This window comes from Cryobacterium gelidum (assembly GCF_004403985.1).
GTDB lineage: Bacteria > Actinomycetota > Actinomycetes > Actinomycetales > Microbacteriaceae > Cryobacterium > Cryobacterium gelidum.
The window spans coordinates 275595-291439 of the sequence record NZ_SOHL01000013.1 but is presented as its reverse complement, the minus strand read 5'-3'; the positions used below and the strand labels follow the sequence as shown (position 1 = coordinate 291439).

Below are 15845 nucleotides of genomic sequence, written 5' to 3'. Positions count from 1 at the left end.
AACAGGCAGGTAGACCATCGATAGCATCACGGCGAGCCCCGTGCACCTGCGCTGGCGCTACCTTGGCTTGGTTTTTCTCGGCGGAACCGTGGGCACAGCTCTTCGCGCCGCGCTCGAGCTCGCGCTGCCACCGGTCGATCTCGCCTCGGGCTCACGCCTCCCGCTGACCACACTCGGCATCAACCTGCTGGGCGCCCTGCTGCTCGGCCTGCTGCTCGAGGCCCTTGGGCGCGGAGGACTCGATGCCGATGGCCGGCGTACCGCCCGCGTGTTGCTCGGCACTGGTCTGCTCGGTGCTTTCACGACCTACAGCGCCCTCGCAACCGACAGTGTCGTGCTATTGCAGGGCGGCGCCGTTGGAGTCGCACTTGCCTATATGGTCGGCACGGTTCTGTTCGGCGGCCTCGCCACCTGGCTCGGCATCGTGATCGGCACAGCGCTTTACCGGGGTAGGAACGCTGGCGATGCATCCGCCGCAGGGGAGCAGAGATGAGCCCGCTGCTGTTTCTGGCAATCGCCACCGCCGGAGGCGCGGGCGCGGCCGCCCGCCTCTATCTCGACGGCGTTGTGTGCTCTCGGCTCGGCGGGGCGTTTCCGTTCGGCACCACGATCATCAACGTGAGTGGCTCGCTGCTGCTCGGCCTCGTCACCGGCCTCGCCATGCACCACCTCCTCGCGCCGGAGTGGAGCCTCGTGCTCGGCGTCGGTCTGCTCGGCGGCTACACGACGTTCAGCACGGCCAGCTTCGAGACCGTTCGGCTCGCCCAGGCGCACCGGTATCTGGCCGCGGTCGTCAACGGAATGGGCATGCTCGTGGCATCCGTTGTCGCTGCAGCACTCGGCCTCTGGGCCGGGCTCGGGCTGGGTTAAGGCTGCCCGGCCCCGGCCGGACCGCGGGCCCACAATCTAGCCGTCTAGGGATGAAACTCAGTCAGACTCGTCGAAGTAGAGGTGACCGTGCAGTCGGCAACCGGGATTGAACTCAGCGGCGCAGTGGGGGCAGCGGTCAACCTGGCGATACTCGGTGATGCTGAGCTGGCGATGGCAGGCACCGCACAGTATCGCGAGTTCCGACCACTCCGCCTGCGGCCACTGCCGGGCCGTGTGGGGGGAAAGTTCCCGCCGCACGGCTTCGTCGTGGCACTGAAAGCACGGATAATACCGCCGGCAGCAGGCGAACTTGATCGCCACAATGTCGCGCTCCGAGTGAAAGTGGATACACCGGGTCGACGCATCGAGAACCGCCCCGTACACGGTCGGCGCGGAACCCGTCGTCGGTGCTGCGCCGTCGCTGTTCGACATTTGGTTTCCTGCCTACGCGGTTATTCGCCCGATCCGGCAGCTTTGCTCACCTGTGCGGTGACGAACGCTTCGAAGGCGGCGGCGTCGGTAAACGAGCCGGTGTAGCTCACGCCGTTCACTAGCACGGTAGGCGTTCCCTTGACTTTTTCTATGTCGGAGTGGGGAATCGGCCCCGCGAGCGCGCGTTGGGTCGAAGCATTCACCCAGCCGGCGTAGGTCTGATCCGTGATGCAGCCGGCGACCTCGGTGGAGGTCACCCCGGCCCCCTGGGCGAGGCTGGTCAATTCAGCGTCCGTCAGGCCGCTCGAGTTCTCTGCGGGCTGACCGGCGTACATCGCCGTGTTGAAGGGGAGAAAGTTGTCGGGGTCGTAGTTGGCCACGCAGGCCGCCGCGTTCGCGGCGCGAGTGGCGTACCTGGTGCCCGACGACGCGCGGTCGAGAATCGAGATCGGGTGGATCTCGACCGTGGCATTGCCAGCGGTCACCCAGCGGGTGATCTGCTCGCCGTTGGTGGTCTCAAAATTGCCACAGATCGGGCAGAGGTAGTCGACGTACAGCACGATGTTGGCCGTATCGGTCAGGGTGGTCTGGTCGGTCGCGATGGGATTGGCGTCGGCGCCACGGGCGACCGTCGTGGCGGCGGAGACCGTGCTGCCGTCGCTGCCAAGCAGAATGCCGTCGCTGGCCATGTTGGCCGGCCCCGGTGCCGCCGATGCGTTGACATTGTTCACGATGACGAGGGCCACGATGGCGACCACGGCGAGCAGACCGATGCCGATTCCGCCGCGCAGAAAGAGACGATGGCGCTTGTCCCGCTTAGCCTGTTCTACGAGCATGAGGCGGGCCTGTTCTCTGGCGTCCTCGCGTCGGCTTCTTTTCGGGGGACGGGACTGGCCGGAAGTGCTCATGCGGAAGTTCACCATTCGTTCGTCGGGTCGATGCCGGGTGCTGCTGGGCACCGCACTGCCTCTGACGTTACTGGCCGTTGCTCCTCGTGCGGTTCCGACCGGCTGTGAGCTGGCTGAGAGCTCAGAACCCTGCACCCGTCCGGGGGTCAGAAAAGGCCCGGTTGTGGAGATGGGGTGGCTGAAGTATCTGATGGCCGATTGAACCTGCATCCGACTCGTCGGTAATGTCCTCCTGGATCGGCATCGCTCAGACCCAGTTGGACATGCCGTGGGGCTAGCGCGCGCCGAGCAGGTGCTCGAGGGCGAGCTGCTGCAGGTGCACGAAGCCGAAGCCCTTGCCACCGAAGTACGCGTCGGTGTCGAAGTCTTCGTAGGCACCGCGGTCGGCGAGCAGGTCATCGTAGCTTTCGCCGGATGCAAGGGTATTGCTCGACAGATCAGGCACCTTCGACGCGGCGAGGGCCGCCTGCACCTCAGGATCCGCGCGGAACGCCGCTGCCCGCTGCTTGAGCAGCAAGTAGGTGCGCATGTTGGCCGCGGCCGACGTCCACACTCCGGCGACGTCTTCGGTGCGGCTCGGCTTGTAGTCGAAGTGGCGCGGCCCGGTGTAAGCCTGGCCGCCGCTCGGGCCGCCGTTTTCGAGCAGGTCGACGAGCGCGAAGGCGTTCTGCAGGTCGCCGTGGCCGAAGACGAGGTCCTGGTCGTACTTGATGCCGCGCTGACCATTGAGGTCGATGTGGAACAGCTTGCCCTGGTACAGCGCCTGTGCGATGCCAGCGGCGAAGTTGAGCCCGGCCATCTGCTCGTGCCCGACCTCAGGGTTCACGCCGACCATTTCGGGACGCTCGAGGGTTTCAATGAAGGCCATCGCGTGGCCGACTGTCGGCAGCAGAATATCGCCGCGCGGTTCGTTGGGCTTGGGCTCAATGGCAAAGCGGATGTCGTAGCCCCTGTCTGTGACGTAGTCACCGAGCAGGTTCACGGCCTCGCGGTAGCGCTCAAGCGCCGAACGGATGTCCTTGGCCGCGTCATACTCGGCGCCCTCGCGGCCGCCCCACATGACGAATGTCTTGGCGCCGAGCTCGGCAGCGAGGTCGATGTTGCGCAGCACCTTGCGGAGGGCGAACCGGCGTACCGCGCGGTCGTTCGAGGTGAAGCCGCCGTCCTTGAAGACCGGGGCGCTGAACAGGTTGGTGGTGACCATCGGCACGATCAGGCCGGTGTCGGCGAGCGCCTGCTTCAGGCGGTCGATCTGGGACTGGCGGGCGGCATCCGTTGAACCGAAGTCGAACAGGTCATCGTCGTGAAAGGTCAGGCCGTAGGCGCCGAGTTCGGCCAGATTGGTCACGGCATCGACGACGTCGAGCTTGGGGCGCGTCGGGCCGCCGAACGGGTCACTGCCGTTGTAGCCGACGGTCCAGAGACCGAAGGAGAACTTGTCGTCGCGGGTGGGGGTCAGGCTCACGTCACTCAGGGTCATATCAGTACTTCCGATTCAGCTTCGTCGATGATTTGTTGGTTACTCAAACATATACCGGGGATGGGTGCAGTCGTCAATAGCCGGACCATTGAATCCGTCGGAGCCACGCAGCTCCAGAATCCGAGTGCGATCGTGCCAAGGTGACCTGAGTGGGCTGGTATGTTGTCCAAAACATCAAATCTCGTGAGGCGGCCGGCATGAATCAGGCGAGTGAACGCAATTGGGCTCGGAACTACCGCTACGCGGCTCTGATCGTGCATCCGACATCGATCGATGAAGTACAGGAGCTCGTGGCCGCGGCCTCACAGGTGCGCGCGCTCGGCTCCCGCCACTCCTTCAACGCGATCGCCGATTCCCCCGGCATTCTCCTGGCGCTCGGCCGGGTCGACAACGCGATCGTCATCGACCCGGCCGCGATGAGCGTGACCGTCTCTGGCGGCACGACCTACGGCACGCTTGCCGTGGAGCTGGAGCGCCAGGGGTACGCCCTGCACAACCTGGCTTCGTTGCCGCACATCAGCGTGGCGGGTGCGATCGCCACGGGAACCCACGGCTCCGGCGACCAGAACGGTAGTCTGGCTACCGCAGTGACGGCCCTGGAGATCGTAACGGGTTCCGGGGAACTGTTGCGGGTCAGCCGGGCTTCGACGCCTGACTTTGCGGGCATGGTCGTGGCGCTGGGCGCCCTCGGCATCGTCACCCGGGTCACGCTGGATATTCAGCCGGCGTTCGACGTGCGACAGTTCGTCTACGAGAACCTGCCATGGACCAGCGTCCTGGAGAATTTTGATGCCGTGATGAGTAGCGCCTACAGCGTGAGCCTGTTCACGGATTGGCAAGGCGAGTCGGCTGATCAGGCCTGGGTGAAAAGCCGCAACGATGATTTTGCGGGGGAATCCGAGTTCTTCGGGGGAGCTCCGGCGACAAAGGGGCGGCATCCGCTGCCCAATATCTCAGCGGTCAACTGCACCGAGCAGCTCGGTGTGGCCGGGCCGTGGTCTGAGCGTCTGGCGCACTTTCGAATGGCCTTCACTCCGAGCAATGGCGAGGAGTTGCAGAGCGAATACCACGTGCCGCGCGAGCATGCCGTCGCGGCGATCGAGGCGATGCGCACTCTGTCCGACCGGATCGCGCCGCTGCTGCTGGTCAGCGAGGTTCGCAGCATCGCGGCCGACGACCTCTGGCTCAGCCCGAACTTCGAACGGGCCGGCGTGGCACTGCACTTCACCTGGAAGCCCGAGCAGGCCGCCGTTGAGGCGTTGCTGCCGGCGCTCGAAGCGGGACTGGCCCCCTTCGCGGTTCGGCCGCATTGGGGCAAGCTGTTTCACGCGGATGCCGAGCTGCTCGCCACCCGCTACCGACGCTTCAACGACTTCCGTGCTCTCGCTGACCGACTCGACCCGGCACAGAAATTTCGCAACGCGTTTTTGGAGCGCACGGTCTTCGGGCGCGTACGGGTCTGACGCAGTTCACGCGGGCCGCGACATCCGTCGTCACAGCAGCGAGCGGATGCCGGCGGTCCGGAGCGAAACTGCCCAAGTTGACTACCAGTCGTGAAGAACTACACGTGGTCGCGCCAGCTGTGCTCGGGGGCGAAGCCGAGCATCCGTTTCGCCTTGTCGATCGACAGCAGGGTCTCGTGCTCACCGACCGTCTTGGTGAGCGTGACGTTCGGGAAGACCTCGGCGGCGAGGCTCGCGCTGGAGCGGCTCATCACGGTGTCGGCGGCCGCGATGATGAACGTCTCGAACCCTGGCTGGGCCTGTTCGAGCGCCCGCAGCACGGCCTGGGCGCCGTCGCGACCGTCGATGTAGCCCCACAGGTTCCACTTGCGCAGGGTGGCGTCAGCGTCAAAGCCGGGGAAGGCCGCGTAGTCCTCCTCGTCCATCACGTTGGAGAAGCGCAGCGCCGTGATGCTCAGCAGCGGATCCCAGCGCACGAGCTGGATGGCCATCTGCTCCTCGAGGTGCTTCACCAGCGAATAGGTGCTCTCCGGGCGGGCCGGGTATTCTTCGTCGACGGGAATGTAGGGCGGGTCGATGTCGAATGGCAGGCCGAGTGTCGTCTCACTCGAGGCATAGACGACCGTCTTGATTCCGGCCCGGCGGGCGGCCTGGAAGACGTTGAAGGTTGCGAGCATGTTGTTGTGGAACGTGGCCACATCGGGCAGCAGGCCAGGGGCCGGGATAGCCCCGAGGTGCACGAGCGCGTCGAATCCGTCTGTGCGGTCGTCGATGCCGAACATCACGTCGATGACCTGGCCGTAATCGGTCAGGTCGATCGTGGTGAATCCCGAACCGCGAGGTCCCGCGCGGTCGAGGTTGGTGACGGCGTGGCCCTCCTTCGCCAGGCGTGCGACAACGCTGCGTCCGAGCTTGCCGCTGCCACCGGTGACGGCGATTCTCATGAGTACTCCTTGATCGGTCGAGCGAAAGATTGCACCAGCGGATGCTGACGCGGCCGCATCACGCCTCGCGTTGCTCGGGCGAGGTGGTCTTGCGCGGGTCGAATTCGGCCAGGTCGCGCACGGCGGCATCGATTCGTGTCAGCACGTCGGCGTCGAGATGCACACCGGCGGCCTTCACGTTGTCGGCGACCTGCTCGGGCCGGGACGCGCCCATGATGGCGGATGCGACGTTCTTATTGGCCAGCACCCAGGCGAGCGCGAGCTGCGCCATGGTCAAGCCAAGCTCGTCGGCGATCGGACGCAATTTCTGCACCCCGGTGAGTACCGGCTCGCTCATCCAACGTTTGATCATGTTGGCGCCACCCTGGGTATCCGTTGCCCGGCTGCCCGCGAGGGGCGCCTGACCCGGCAGATACTTACCGGTGAGCACGCCCTGCGCAATCGGGGACCAGACGATCTGCGAGACGCCCAGCTCCTCGGCGGCCGGAACCACCTCGGACTCGATCACGCGCCACAGCATCGAGTACTGCGGCTGGTTGGAGATGAGCTGGAAGCCCAGTTCGCGGGCCAGGGTGTGGCCGGCGCGCAGCTGCTCGGCGTTCCACTCGCTCACCCCGATATAGAGGGCCTTGCCCTGACGCACGATATCGGCGAAGGCCTGCATCGTCTCCTCGAGCGGGGTCTCCACGTCGTAACGATGCGCCTGGTAGAGGTCGACGTAATCCGTTTGCAGTCGGTGGAGCGAGCCGTCGATCGACTCGAGGATGTGCTTGCGGGAGAGGCCGGTGTCGTTGTGTCCCTTGGGGCCGGTCGGGCCGAATACCTTGGTGAAGATTTCGATGGACTGTCGGCGTTCACCGCGCAGGGCATCCCCCAGTACCTGTTCGGCGACGGTATTGGCGTAGACGTCCGCGGTGTCGAACGAGCTGATTCCGGCGTCGAGGGCCGCGCGCACACAGGCCGTCGCGGTGTCGTTCTCGATCTGGGACCCGTGGGTGAGCCAGTTACCGTAGGTTATCTCCGAGACTTTCAATCCACTGTTGCCGAGATATCGAAACTCCATGACGTCCCTGTCTGGCGCCTCTTATCTGTCAGCGCCCTCGATGATTTGTTGACATTGGCAACGTATCATCCATCAAGCGCATCCGGCGCGGTAACCTGACTTTTGACCGAAAAAAGCGAGCTGGAAGCCGAGGGCTGGACGCCATGCAGGGCAACAACCATGACGATGTACGCCGGCACAACCTGTCGACCATCCTGCGCCTCGTGCACCGCCAAGGCGCGGCGTCGCGCGCCCAGCTGACCCGCCTGACCGGCTTGAACCGGTCGACCATCGGCGCGCTGGTCGGAGAACTGGTCGAACGCGGACTGGTCGAGGAACGAACTCCCACCCCCACCAAACTCGCCGGGCGCCCGAGCCCGATCGTGGCGGCGAGCGACCGAGTTGTGGCCATCGCTGTGAATCCTGAAATCGACGCGATCACCGTGGGAGTCATCGCCCTCAGCGGCGTCGTGCATCGGAGCATCCGCTTCGCGACGCCGACCACGCCGACGGCCGCCGAGGCGGTCACCATCACGGCGGGCATTGTCACCGACCTGCGGCGCGAATACGAAGAATATTCCATAATCGGAATGGGTGTGGCCGTGCCGGGCCTGGTGCGTGCACACGATGGTCTGGTTCGCAACGCCCCACATCTCGGCTGGGTCGATGAACCCCTCTGCGAGATGCTCGCCGCGGTCACCGGTCTGCCCGTCGTGGCCGCCAACGACGCGAGCCTCGGCGTCACGGCGGAACGCCACTTCGGTGCGGGACGGGGAATGACCGATCTCATCTATCTCAACGGCGGCTCGAGCGGCATCGGTGGCGGCCTCGTCGTCGGGGGAGTCGCGGCCGGCGGGCGCACGGGCTACGCGGGGGAATTCGGGCATACCAGGGTGAGCGCGGGCCGCCGCACCGACTCAGCCGGTATCGCCGGCACCCTCGAAGCCGAGGTAACCCGCGGCGCGCTCCTCGCGGTGCTCGGTCTGCGGGCCGGTGACACGGATGCCGACGCCCTCGAACGCGCACTGCTCGCCTCCGACGCACCCGCGGTACGCGCCGAAGTGGATCGGCAGCTCGATTTTCTGGCCGTCGCCCTGGCCGGCGCCGTCAATATCCTCAACCCAGAGCTCATCGTGCTCGGCGGCTTTCTCGCCGCGCTCTACGGGGTCGACCCGGGGCGGCTGACCCGCGCGGTGGCGGCACTGACGCTGGGGGCTGCGTTCGACGAGGTGCGGATTGCCCCCGCTCTCCTCGGCTCGAATCTGCTCCTGATCGGTGCCGCCGAGCTGGCCTTCGAAGCGCTGCTTCTCGACCCATAGTTCGATCCCGGGAATACTGCGGATCCCTCCCCGCTTGGCGTAAGGGCGGCCGGAAGTGTCACCGCGGCCGTGTCGCCCGAAATCGCACCGCCCGCCACCCAGCCTCTCTAGACCAGCCAAGGACATCCGTTTTCGTGATTACTGCCAGTATCCCCGTGGTCAGCGCCGCGCAACTCGCCTCCACCGCCGTGCACCCCGGGGACAAACTGACTCGGCGACAGCGCATCGCCTACATTCTCATCCTCGGTGCGCTCACGGCGCTCGGACCGTTCACCATCGACCTGTATCTGCCGGCGTTTCCGACTCTGGAAAGCGAATTCGGCGTGTTGCCGTCGGTCATCCAGCTCACCCTGACCGGCACCATGATCGGTTTCGGTTTCGGGCAGCTGGTCGTAGGCCCCTGGAGCGACAAAGTCGGGCGCCGGCTGCCGCTCATGCTCGCGACCGGTGTGCACATTCTCGCCTGTGTCGGCGCCGCCCTGTCGAACGACATCATCGTGCTCGCCATCTTCCGTGTGTTGCAGGGCTTCGGCGCCGCGGCCGGCGCTGTCGTCGCGATGGCCATGGTGCGCGACCTGTTCGGTGGCAAGCCGCTCGTCAAGATGCTCTCCCGCCTCGCGCTCGTCAGCGGCCTCGCGCCGGTGTTGGCGCCGGTGATCGGCTCGCAGCTGCTGCTCGTCATGAACTGGCGGGGCATCTTCTGGGTACTCGCCGCCTACGGCGTCATCGTGATTCTGGCCGTCGCCTTCTGGATCGTCGAGACGCTGCCAGAGAGTGAACGACACGCGAACGGGCACAGCACACTCGGGCAGCGGTACAAAGCGGTACTGAGCGACCGCACCTTCGTGGGCGTCGCGATCATCGGGGCGATGACGTTCACCGGGCTGTTCTCCTACCTGTCGGCCTCGCCATTTCTGTTTCAGGACGTCTACCAGTTCAGTCCGCAGGAGTACGGCCTGCTGTTTGCTGTCAACTCCCTCGGTGTCGTCTCCGGGGTACAGCTGAGCTCGCGCCTGATGCACCGGTACAACATTGGGCCGCAGTGGATTCTTTCCGTCTCCACCGTTGTGCTGGTGATCACCGCTGCCGCGATCGTGCTGCTCGACCTGGCCGGGATCGGGCTGTGGGGCACGCTGGTGCCACTCTGGTTCTTCATCGCGGCCTGCGGCTTCACGTTGCCGAGTGTGCAGGTCATCGCGCTCAACACCCACGGACACGAGGCCGGAACCGCGGCGTCATTGCTCGGCGCCGCCAACTTCGGTGTGGCCGGACTGATCTCGCCGATCGTGGGACTGCTCGGAGTGGGCACGGCGATACCGATGGCATCTGTCATGGGTGTCACCGCCGTGATCTCGATTCTCGTGCTCTGGCTCGTCGTACGCCCGCGCAGCGTGCTGGCACTCGACCACTGACGGGGGCGCGCGCCGCTGGCGGTCTGCGCCGAGTCGGGTACGTAGAACCCGTTGATTTCATGTCACGCCGCATTCGGGGGTTGCGGCGGGCTAGTCCTTTCCGATTTTACGTACCGGGCTGTCCTACGATGGCGGGATGACTAACCCGTCGCCTCCGGAACGCGCCGCTGATCCCGCTGCTCGCCGCGTGTCGCGCCGCTGGCCGGTGATCAGCGGGCTCTCCGCCATGGTGCTGGCTGCTCTGGTCGGCCTCGTCGTTGTCGTGCGGGCCAACAGCCTCGCCCTCGAGGTCGACACCGAGTGGATGGGCGAGATCATCGAGCACCGCTCGCCGATCTGGGAGATTCCGTCGCTGTTCATGAACGCCCTCGGCGGCGGCCTGTTCGGCGTTCTTGTCGTGCCGCTCGTCATCACTCTTGTGATCGTGCTGATCAAACGGCCGTGGGCAGCCGGGTATTACCTCGTGGCGACCGTGCTCAGTGCGGGCTGCGTGCAACTGCTCAAACAGGCTTTTGGGCGGGCTCGGCCTGAAGACATATTGGTCACGTCTGATTTCGGATCGTTTCCTTCTGGCCACGTCGCCAACGCGGCGACCATGGCGGTGTGCCTCGCCATCATCTTTCCGCGACTCTGGGTGGCGCTCGCCGGCGCCGCGTACACGATGCTGATGCTGCTCAGCCGTACCTACCTGGGTGCGCACTGGCTCACCGACACCATCGGCGGGTTGTTGCTCGGCGCCGGTGTCGCCATCGTGCTGTGGGCTCCGGTTGCCGCCAAGCTCGATGGTGAACGTGAAATCAGCGCCCGGCGGCGGCTCGAACGACAGCGGAAGCGGCAGAGAACGGTCACGTCATGACAAGCTCGCCGCACGAGCCGCGGCAGAACGGGAAGGTCTCGTTCTGGTGGAACCAGCTCGGTCAGCCGGCCCCGCGCGCAGCCCTGCCCGGATCGACCCGAGCCGATGTCGTCATCGTCGGCGCCGGCTACACCGGGCTCTGGACGGCCTACTACCTCAAGAAGGCGGCGCCGCACCTGCGGATCGTCGTGTTGGAGGCGCGCTTCGCCGGATTCGGTGCTTCCGGCCGGAATGGCGGCTGGCTGACCAACTCGGTCACCGGCGGCCGTGAGCAGTACGTGAAAAGCCACGGTCGCCCCGCCGCCGAACGGTTTCAGGCCGCCATGAACGACACGGTCGATGAGGTCATTCGGGTCGCCGCTGACGAGGGCATCGACGCGGGGATAGTCAAGGGCGGCGAGTTCACGGTGGCCTACGACAACGCGCAACAGCACCGTCTGGAGCAGGTCGCCCGGGCCGAGCAGTCCTGGGCGCACACCGACGTTGAGTTGCTGTCCAGCACCGCGGCGCAGAACCGCATCAACGTGGCGGGCACCACCGGCGGCATGTGGCATCCGCACTGCGCCCGCATCAACCCGGCCGCCCTCGTGGCCGGACTGGCCCGCACGGTCGAAGCGCTCGGCGTGGAGATCTACGAAAACACCCCGGTAAGTGAGATCGCGCCGCATCGGGCCCTGACCGCGGCCGGTACCGTCGAGGCTTCGTTTGTCGTCCGCGCGACCGAGGGATTCACGGCCGGCCTCAAGGGGCTGCGCAGAACCTGGCTCCCCATGAATTCGTCGCTGATCGTGACCGAGCCGCTCCAGGCATCCGTCTGGGAAAGCATGGGCTGGGCGGGCCGGGAGACCCTGGGCGATATGGCGCACGCCTACATGTACGCGCAGCGCACGAGCGATGACCGCATCGCGATCGGCGGGCGCGGCGTACCCTACCGATTTGGTTCGAGAACGGATGCCGACGGCCAGACCCCGCAGACCACGATCAACGCTCTGCGCAACATTCTCGTGCGCTTTTTTCCAGCGACGGCCGCAGCCCGGATCGATCATGCATGGTCTGGTGTGCTCGGCGTGCCTCGGGACTGGGCGGCGACCGTGGGTCTCGACCCACAGACCGGACTGGCGTGGGCCGGCGGCTATGTAGGCACCGGGGTCGCAACCACGAACCTGGCCGGGCGCACACTCACCGACCTGATTCTCGGCCGGGACAGCAGCCTCGCAGAGCTGCCCTGGGTGAACCATCGGGTGCGAAAATGGGAGCCCGAACCGTTGCGCTGGCTCGCCGTCACCGCGCTGTACCGGGCCTATTCCCTGGCTGATCGAGCTGAGCTGAGCGGTCGTCGCACCACATCACCGCTCGCGCGGGTGGCCGACGTCGTGTCGGGTCGGGGCCACTAGACGCCGGTTCGGGCGGCCTGGCGCGTGCGATGGTGCACCAGCTGCGGGTGTATTCGCCCGAGTTCAGCCACGGTGAGCGGGTCGGCCAGGCGCTCAACAGCGACCCCGAGCGTGTCGATCAGCTTTTCCAAGCCCGAACGCGGCCAGATCTGACCCCGGAAACGCAGCAGAACTTCGCCGTCGGCGTCGAGCAGATAGAGATGCGGGAGAGTCTCGACGGATCCGCTTTGATACAGGTTGACGAGCACACCACTGGCGATATCGGTCGTGCCCAAGGTCGTCACCCGGCCCAGCAGGTTTCGGCTCTCCAGGCTGTGCGGGGTGACGGTTACACGGATTCTGCGGACTGCGAACACGGCCACGGCAGCCAGAACGGTCAGCCCACCCTGCACCCCCGCCACAATAATCCACGTGCCGCGGGGGATAGTGAGCCAGTACAGCACGACCAGCAGCGGCACCGATAGCGACAGGGCCGCGATGATCGACCGTGCGACCAGCATTCGCCGGGGCCGAAAAATTTCCGGTCCTACCGGTTTGATCCCCTCACTCACCATGTGTCCTGTTCCCCCCTGGTGACAGTATCCCGCACTTCGGTCGGAAAATCCGCACGGCCTACCAGGGTAGACAGAGCTGTCTCAATCGAGTACGACCGGATGGCGAGCCATCGTGTGGACCCGGTCAGCGTGCCCAGCGTAGAGTTGGCTGCGTGCACTCACGGGCCGTCCGCGAACGCGGCAACACAACGAAGCGGAACAGGCTGCATCCGGCGCAGGTCGTCGTTTCTGGTTTTGCCCTGACCATTCTTGTTGGCACGGCGTTGCTGATGCTGCCGAACGCCCGGGTCGGGCCCGGCGCGGCGTCGTTTCTGGAGGCGCTGTTCACGGCGACGAGCGCCGTGTGCGTCACCGGGCTGACCGTCGTGGATACAGCTGTGTACTGGACCCCCTTCGGCCAGATCGTGATCCTGTTTCTCATTCAGATCGGCGGGTTCGGGATCATGTCGTTCGCCTCAGTGGTGGGCCTCGCGATCGCTCGCAAGCTCTCGCTGCGCTCGCGCATGACAGCGGCTGCGGAGACCAAGAGCGTCGGTCTCGAAGACGTGAAGGGGCTTGTTGTCGGCGTTGTGCGTATTTCTCTGGCTATCGAAGCCACCGTCGCGCTGATGCTGGCATTACGTTTTATGATCGGTTACGGCGAGCCCGTTGGCCGGGCCGTCTGGCTGGGGGTGTTCCACTCGGTGTCGAGCTTCAACAACGCCGGCTTCGCCCTGTTCAGCGACAACCTCATGGGTTACGCAACGGATGCCTGGATCTGCTTGCCGATTTGCGCCGCCGTCATTCTCGGTGGACTCGGCTTTCCCGTCATCGTGCAACTGCGGCGACAGCTGCGGGCGCAGGTGCGGCAACCGTTCCGCTGGTCGATTCGCACCTGGACTATGAACACCCGCATCGTGATCGCCGGCACGATCGTGCTCCTGGTTCTGGGAACGGCGTACATCACCGCTGTTGAATGGTCCAATCCGAATACCCTTGGCCCGCTGGGCTGGCCCGGCAAGCTCCTCGTTGGTTTCTTCCAGGCGGTTCAGACCCGCACCGCCGGTTTCAACAGCGTCGACATCGCCCAGCTCGACTCCGCCACCCTTCTCGGCATGGACGTTTTGATGCTCATCGGTGGCGGCCCGGCCGGAACCGCCGGCGGTATCAAGATCACGACCTTCGCCGTCTTGTTCTTCATCCTCTGGACCGAGGTGCGCGGCCAAGTTGCCGTCAACGTGTTCGGCAAGCGTCTGTCCCGGGCGGTACACCGCGAGGCGATCACGATCGCCCTGCTGGCCGTTGGCGTCATCATTACCGCGACGGCGGTGCTCATGCTCATGACGGACATTTCGCTGGACGCCCTGCTGTTCGAGACGATCTCTGCTTTTGCGACGGTGGGACTATCGACCGGCATCACCGCGGGGCTGCCCTGGGGAGGGCAGGTCATCCTGATTCTGCTTATGTTCATCGGCCGCCTCGGACCAATCACCTTCGCGTCGGCCATCGCCCTGCGAGAGCGCCACGCCACCTACGAACTTCCCAAGGAAAGGCCGATCATTGGCTAAATATTCGTTGTTCGGGCGTAGCGACCCCGCGCGCCTCGCCGAAGCTGAATCGGTCGTCGTCATCGGTCTGGGCCGGTTTGGCAGCGCCCTCGCCCTCGAACTCATGAAGAGTGGCACCGAGGTGCTCGGTATCGACGGCGACGAAGAGGTGGTGCAGATGCACAATGGGCTGCTCACCCATGTGGTGCGTGCCGACTCCACCAAGGAAGCGACCTTGCGGGAGCTCTCGGTGCCCGATTTCTCGAGCGTGGTCGTGGCGATCGGCGGCGATATCCAGGCGAACATTCTCACCGCTTCGCTGCTGCTCAAGCTGGGCATTGCGAACATCTGGGCTAAGGCGGTCAGCGACCCGCACGGTGAGATTCTCACCCAGCTCGGCGTCAACCATGTCATCTACCCGGAGAAAGATATGGGGCAGCGAGTTGCCCACCTGGTGCGCGGTGCCATGCAGGACTACATCGAGATCGGCGAGAACTTCGCGCTGGTCAAGACGGCCCCGCCGCGCGCGCTCATCGGCGTACCGCTCGGCCAGGCCAAGGTGCGCGCCCGCTACGGCATTACCGTCACGGCCTTCCACCGCCCCGGCGCCGGCTGGAGCTACACGTCGCTCGACACGGTGATCGAAGACGGCGACATCATTCTGATCGCCGGTGAGTCGACGCGGGTCGAAGAGTACAGCCTGATGCGATGAGCGGTCCCTTCGCTTTTCTTGCGGATGCCCCGCTCGGCACCCGTGTCGTCGTACGCACGCGAATTGCAGGTGGGTATACCGATGCGCTGGGCTTTCTGCGGGGCCGCAGCGCGGCATCCGTTTCGGTGGAGACCAAGCGGGGATTGGTCACGCTCGCGATGAGTGACGTCGTTGCCGCGAAGGCAGTGCCGCCCGCGCCGCAGCGACGACCGCGACAGATCTAGCTCGGGTCGTGCGGATCGGCATTCCAGTCGGTGCCGAGGTCGACGACGCAGAGGTGCGGCCCAACGAAGGGGCGCAGCTCGACCGCGCTGTCGTCGTGGCCGAGCGTCAGGGCGACCCGTTGAATAAGCCCCAGGTGCACGGCACAAACCACTCCCGGGTTTGCGCGGGCCGCCTCGCGGAACGGGCAGGCCGTGAGCGCGATGGACCGACCCTCCTCATCGAGTTGCGGGGCGAATTCGAGCTGGTCGAGGAGTTCGACGAGCGGGGTGGCGCCCGCGCTGGTTGACGCCGTGAGGCCGCCGGCGAAGGCTTCCGACCATTTTTCGCCGGCCCGAATGGCCCGGGCCCGGCCGCCGTCGTCGTCTTCGGCGAGCACGCTGGCGAGGGCGTGGCCGAGCTGATCGCGGGCGTCGCCGCGCGCTGCCCTCACGGCGGTGAAGCGGATGCGTGGTCGGCCGCGCTGGCCTGACCGGTCGGGTTCGCGTCGAATGAGCTTGGCGCCCAGCAGCTGTTCCAGGTGAAACCGCGCCGTTGTGACGTGCAGATTCATCTGGGCGGCGACGGCAGGCGCGTCGAGCGGCTCGCCCGATTCGACTAAAAACTCGAGCACACTGCGCCGAATTGGCGACGCGAGTGCTGCGTGCCAGCCGGGACTGCGTTCTTCGAATTCCACGGTTAAAGAATAACCCTGATTTGGGAGCAATGGTG

The 15845-nt window shown here is 65.6% G+C and carries 17 protein-coding genes; 10 read left to right on the top strand and 7 right to left on the bottom strand.

Translation table 11 applies throughout. The annotated features are described in order from the left end of the window. Positions 1-40: 40 nt before the first annotated feature. Entirely contained in the window at positions 41-493 is a 453-nt protein-coding gene (locus E3T50_RS07695; protein ID WP_241990817.1) for a fluoride efflux transporter FluC, read from the top strand. Next, the gene (crcB, locus tag E3T50_RS07690) at positions 490-870 is read left to right on the top strand and encodes a fluoride efflux transporter CrcB (RefSeq protein WP_134551295.1); all 381 of its coding nucleotides are present in this window, start codon (positions 490-492) and stop codon (positions 868-870) included. Before E3T50_RS07695 ends, crcB begins: the two co-directional genes overlap by 4 nt. Before the next feature lie 57 nt (positions 871-927). Here crcB and E3T50_RS07685 read toward each other — a convergent pair whose 3' ends face one another. From E3T50_RS07685 to xylA, 3 genes are all read right to left on the bottom strand, one after another. Further along, positions 928-1302 carry a CHY zinc finger protein gene (locus E3T50_RS07685; RefSeq protein ID WP_134551294.1) on the bottom strand — a complete coding sequence of 125 codons (375 nt, stop codon included), beginning with the start codon at positions 1300-1302 and terminating at the stop codon, positions 928-930. A 20-nt stretch (positions 1303-1322) separates the two neighbouring features. Beyond that, positions 1323-2210: a DsbA family protein gene (locus E3T50_RS07680; protein WP_241990816.1), complete on the bottom strand. Its 888-nt coding sequence runs from the start codon at positions 2208-2210 to the stop codon at positions 1323-1325. Positions 2211-2484: 274 nt separating this feature from the next. Next, a complete protein-coding gene (gene xylA, locus E3T50_RS07675; protein ID WP_134461746.1) occupies positions 2485-3690 on the bottom strand; it encodes a xylose isomerase in 1206 nt (401 codons plus the stop codon). 197 nt (positions 3691-3887) lie between these two features. Here xylA and E3T50_RS07670 point away from each other — a divergent pair, with 197 nt between their 5' ends. Continuing rightward, a complete protein-coding gene (locus E3T50_RS07670) occupies positions 3888-5153 on the top strand; it encodes an FAD-binding protein (RefSeq protein ID WP_134551419.1) in 1266 nt (421 codons plus the stop codon). Positions 5154-5251: 98 nt separating this feature from the next. On the opposite strand, the gene E3T50_RS07665 is transcribed toward E3T50_RS07670, so the two are convergent. Together E3T50_RS07665 and E3T50_RS07660 are read right to left on the bottom strand one after the other, a co-directional pair. Continuing rightward, on the bottom strand, positions 5252-6097 hold the full coding sequence (locus tag E3T50_RS07665; protein WP_134551293.1) for an NAD-dependent epimerase/dehydratase family protein: 846 nt from the start codon (positions 6095-6097) through the stop codon (positions 5252-5254). Between the two features lie 58 nt (positions 6098-6155). Continuing rightward, positions 6156-7160, bottom strand: a complete 1005-nt coding sequence (locus E3T50_RS07660; RefSeq protein ID WP_134551292.1) for an aldo/keto reductase family protein — start codon at positions 7158-7160, stop codon at positions 6156-6158. Between the two features lie 143 nt (positions 7161-7303). Here E3T50_RS07660 and E3T50_RS07655 point away from each other — a divergent pair, with 143 nt between their 5' ends. The 4 genes from E3T50_RS07655 to E3T50_RS07640 all read left to right on the top strand — a co-directional run bounded on the left by E3T50_RS07655 (position 7304) and on the right by E3T50_RS07640 (position 12120). Further along, a complete protein-coding gene (locus E3T50_RS07655; protein ID WP_134551291.1) occupies positions 7304-8458 on the top strand; it encodes an ROK family transcriptional regulator in 1155 nt (384 codons plus the stop codon). Positions 8459-8592: 134 nt separating this feature from the next. Then, the gene (locus E3T50_RS07650; protein ID WP_241990815.1) at positions 8593-9870 is read left to right on the top strand and encodes a multidrug effflux MFS transporter; all 1278 of its coding nucleotides are present in this window, start codon (positions 8593-8595) and stop codon (positions 9868-9870) included. A 136-nt stretch (positions 9871-10006) separates the two neighbouring features. Then, complete coding sequence (locus tag E3T50_RS07645) at positions 10007-10726, top strand: phosphatase PAP2 family protein (protein ID WP_241990814.1); 720 nt, start codon at positions 10007-10009, stop codon at positions 10724-10726. After that, positions 10723-12120 carry an NAD(P)/FAD-dependent oxidoreductase gene (locus tag E3T50_RS07640; protein WP_134551290.1) on the top strand — a complete coding sequence of 466 codons (1398 nt, stop codon included), beginning with the start codon at positions 10723-10725 and terminating at the stop codon, positions 12118-12120. Before E3T50_RS07645 ends, E3T50_RS07640 begins: the two co-directional genes overlap by 4 nt. Here the strand turns inward: E3T50_RS07640 and E3T50_RS07635 are convergent. Continuing rightward, complete coding sequence (locus E3T50_RS07635; RefSeq protein WP_134551289.1) at positions 12117-12620, bottom strand: hypothetical protein; 504 nt, start codon at positions 12618-12620, stop codon at positions 12117-12119. The two genes, E3T50_RS07640 and E3T50_RS07635, sit on opposite strands and share 4 nt — an antisense overlap. 206 nt (positions 12621-12826) lie before the next feature. Here E3T50_RS07635 and E3T50_RS07630 point away from each other — a divergent pair, with 206 nt between their 5' ends. Genes E3T50_RS07630 through E3T50_RS07620 form a run of 3 tightly spaced genes read left to right on the top strand, consistent with a single transcriptional unit; the run spans position 12827 to position 15136 of the window. Then, positions 12827-14221, top strand: a complete 1395-nt coding sequence (locus tag E3T50_RS07630) for a TrkH family potassium uptake protein (RefSeq protein ID WP_134551288.1) — start codon at positions 12827-12829, stop codon at positions 14219-14221. Beyond that, positions 14214-14912 carry a potassium channel family protein gene (locus E3T50_RS07625; protein WP_134461622.1) on the top strand — a complete coding sequence of 233 codons (699 nt, stop codon included), beginning with the start codon at positions 14214-14216 and terminating at the stop codon, positions 14910-14912. The genes E3T50_RS07630 and E3T50_RS07625 overlap by 8 nt, the downstream gene beginning before the upstream one ends. Continuing rightward, entirely contained in the window at positions 14909-15136 is a 228-nt protein-coding gene (locus tag E3T50_RS07620) for a putative acetyltransferase (protein ID WP_134551287.1), read from the top strand. Before E3T50_RS07625 ends, E3T50_RS07620 begins: the two co-directional genes overlap by 4 nt. Here E3T50_RS07620 and E3T50_RS07615 read toward each other — a convergent pair. Next, a complete protein-coding gene (locus E3T50_RS07615; RefSeq protein ID WP_134551286.1) occupies positions 15133-15810 on the bottom strand; it encodes a helix-turn-helix transcriptional regulator in 678 nt (225 codons plus the stop codon). The genes E3T50_RS07620 and E3T50_RS07615 overlap by 4 nt on opposite strands. Positions 15811-15845 lie beyond the last annotated feature (35 nt).

Bases quoted from the DNA above. Each gene is read 5' to 3' on its own strand.
- E3T50_RS07620 (WP_134551287.1), top strand. From the start codon at position 14,909: ATGAGCGGTCCCTTCGCTTTTCTTGCGGATGCCCCGCTCGGCACCCGT.
- E3T50_RS07660 (WP_134551292.1), bottom strand. From the start codon at position 7,160: ATGGAGTTTCGATATCTCGGCAACAGTGGATTGAAAGTCTCGGAGATA.
- E3T50_RS07670 (WP_134551419.1), top strand. From the start codon at position 3,888: ATGAATCAGGCGAGTGAACGCAATTGGGCTCGGAACTACCGCTACGCG.
- xylA (WP_134461746.1), bottom strand. From the start codon at position 3,690: ATGACCCTGAGTGACGTGAGCCTGACCCCCACCCGCGACGACAAGTTC.
- E3T50_RS07635 (WP_134551289.1), bottom strand. From the start codon at position 12,620: ATGCTGGTCGCACGGTCGATCATCGCGGCCCTGTCGCTATCGGTGCCG.
- crcB (WP_134551295.1), top strand. From the start codon at position 490: ATGAGCCCGCTGCTGTTTCTGGCAATCGCCACCGCCGGAGGCGCGGGC.
- E3T50_RS07665 (WP_134551293.1), bottom strand. From the start codon at position 6,097: ATGAGAATCGCCGTCACCGGTGGCAGCGGCAAGCTCGGACGCAGCGTT.
- E3T50_RS07655 (WP_134551291.1), top strand. From the start codon at position 7,304: ATGCAGGGCAACAACCATGACGATGTACGCCGGCACAACCTGTCGACC.
- E3T50_RS07640 (WP_134551290.1), top strand. From the start codon at position 10,723: ATGACAAGCTCGCCGCACGAGCCGCGGCAGAACGGGAAGGTCTCGTTC.
- E3T50_RS07680 (WP_241990816.1), bottom strand. From the start codon at position 2,210: ATGAGCACTTCCGGCCAGTCCCGTCCCCCGAAAAGAAGCCGACGCGAG.
- E3T50_RS07685 (WP_134551294.1), bottom strand. From the start codon at position 1,302: ATGTCGAACAGCGACGGCGCAGCACCGACGACGGGTTCCGCGCCGACC.
- E3T50_RS07645 (WP_241990814.1), top strand. From the start codon at position 10,007: ATGACTAACCCGTCGCCTCCGGAACGCGCCGCTGATCCCGCTGCTCGC.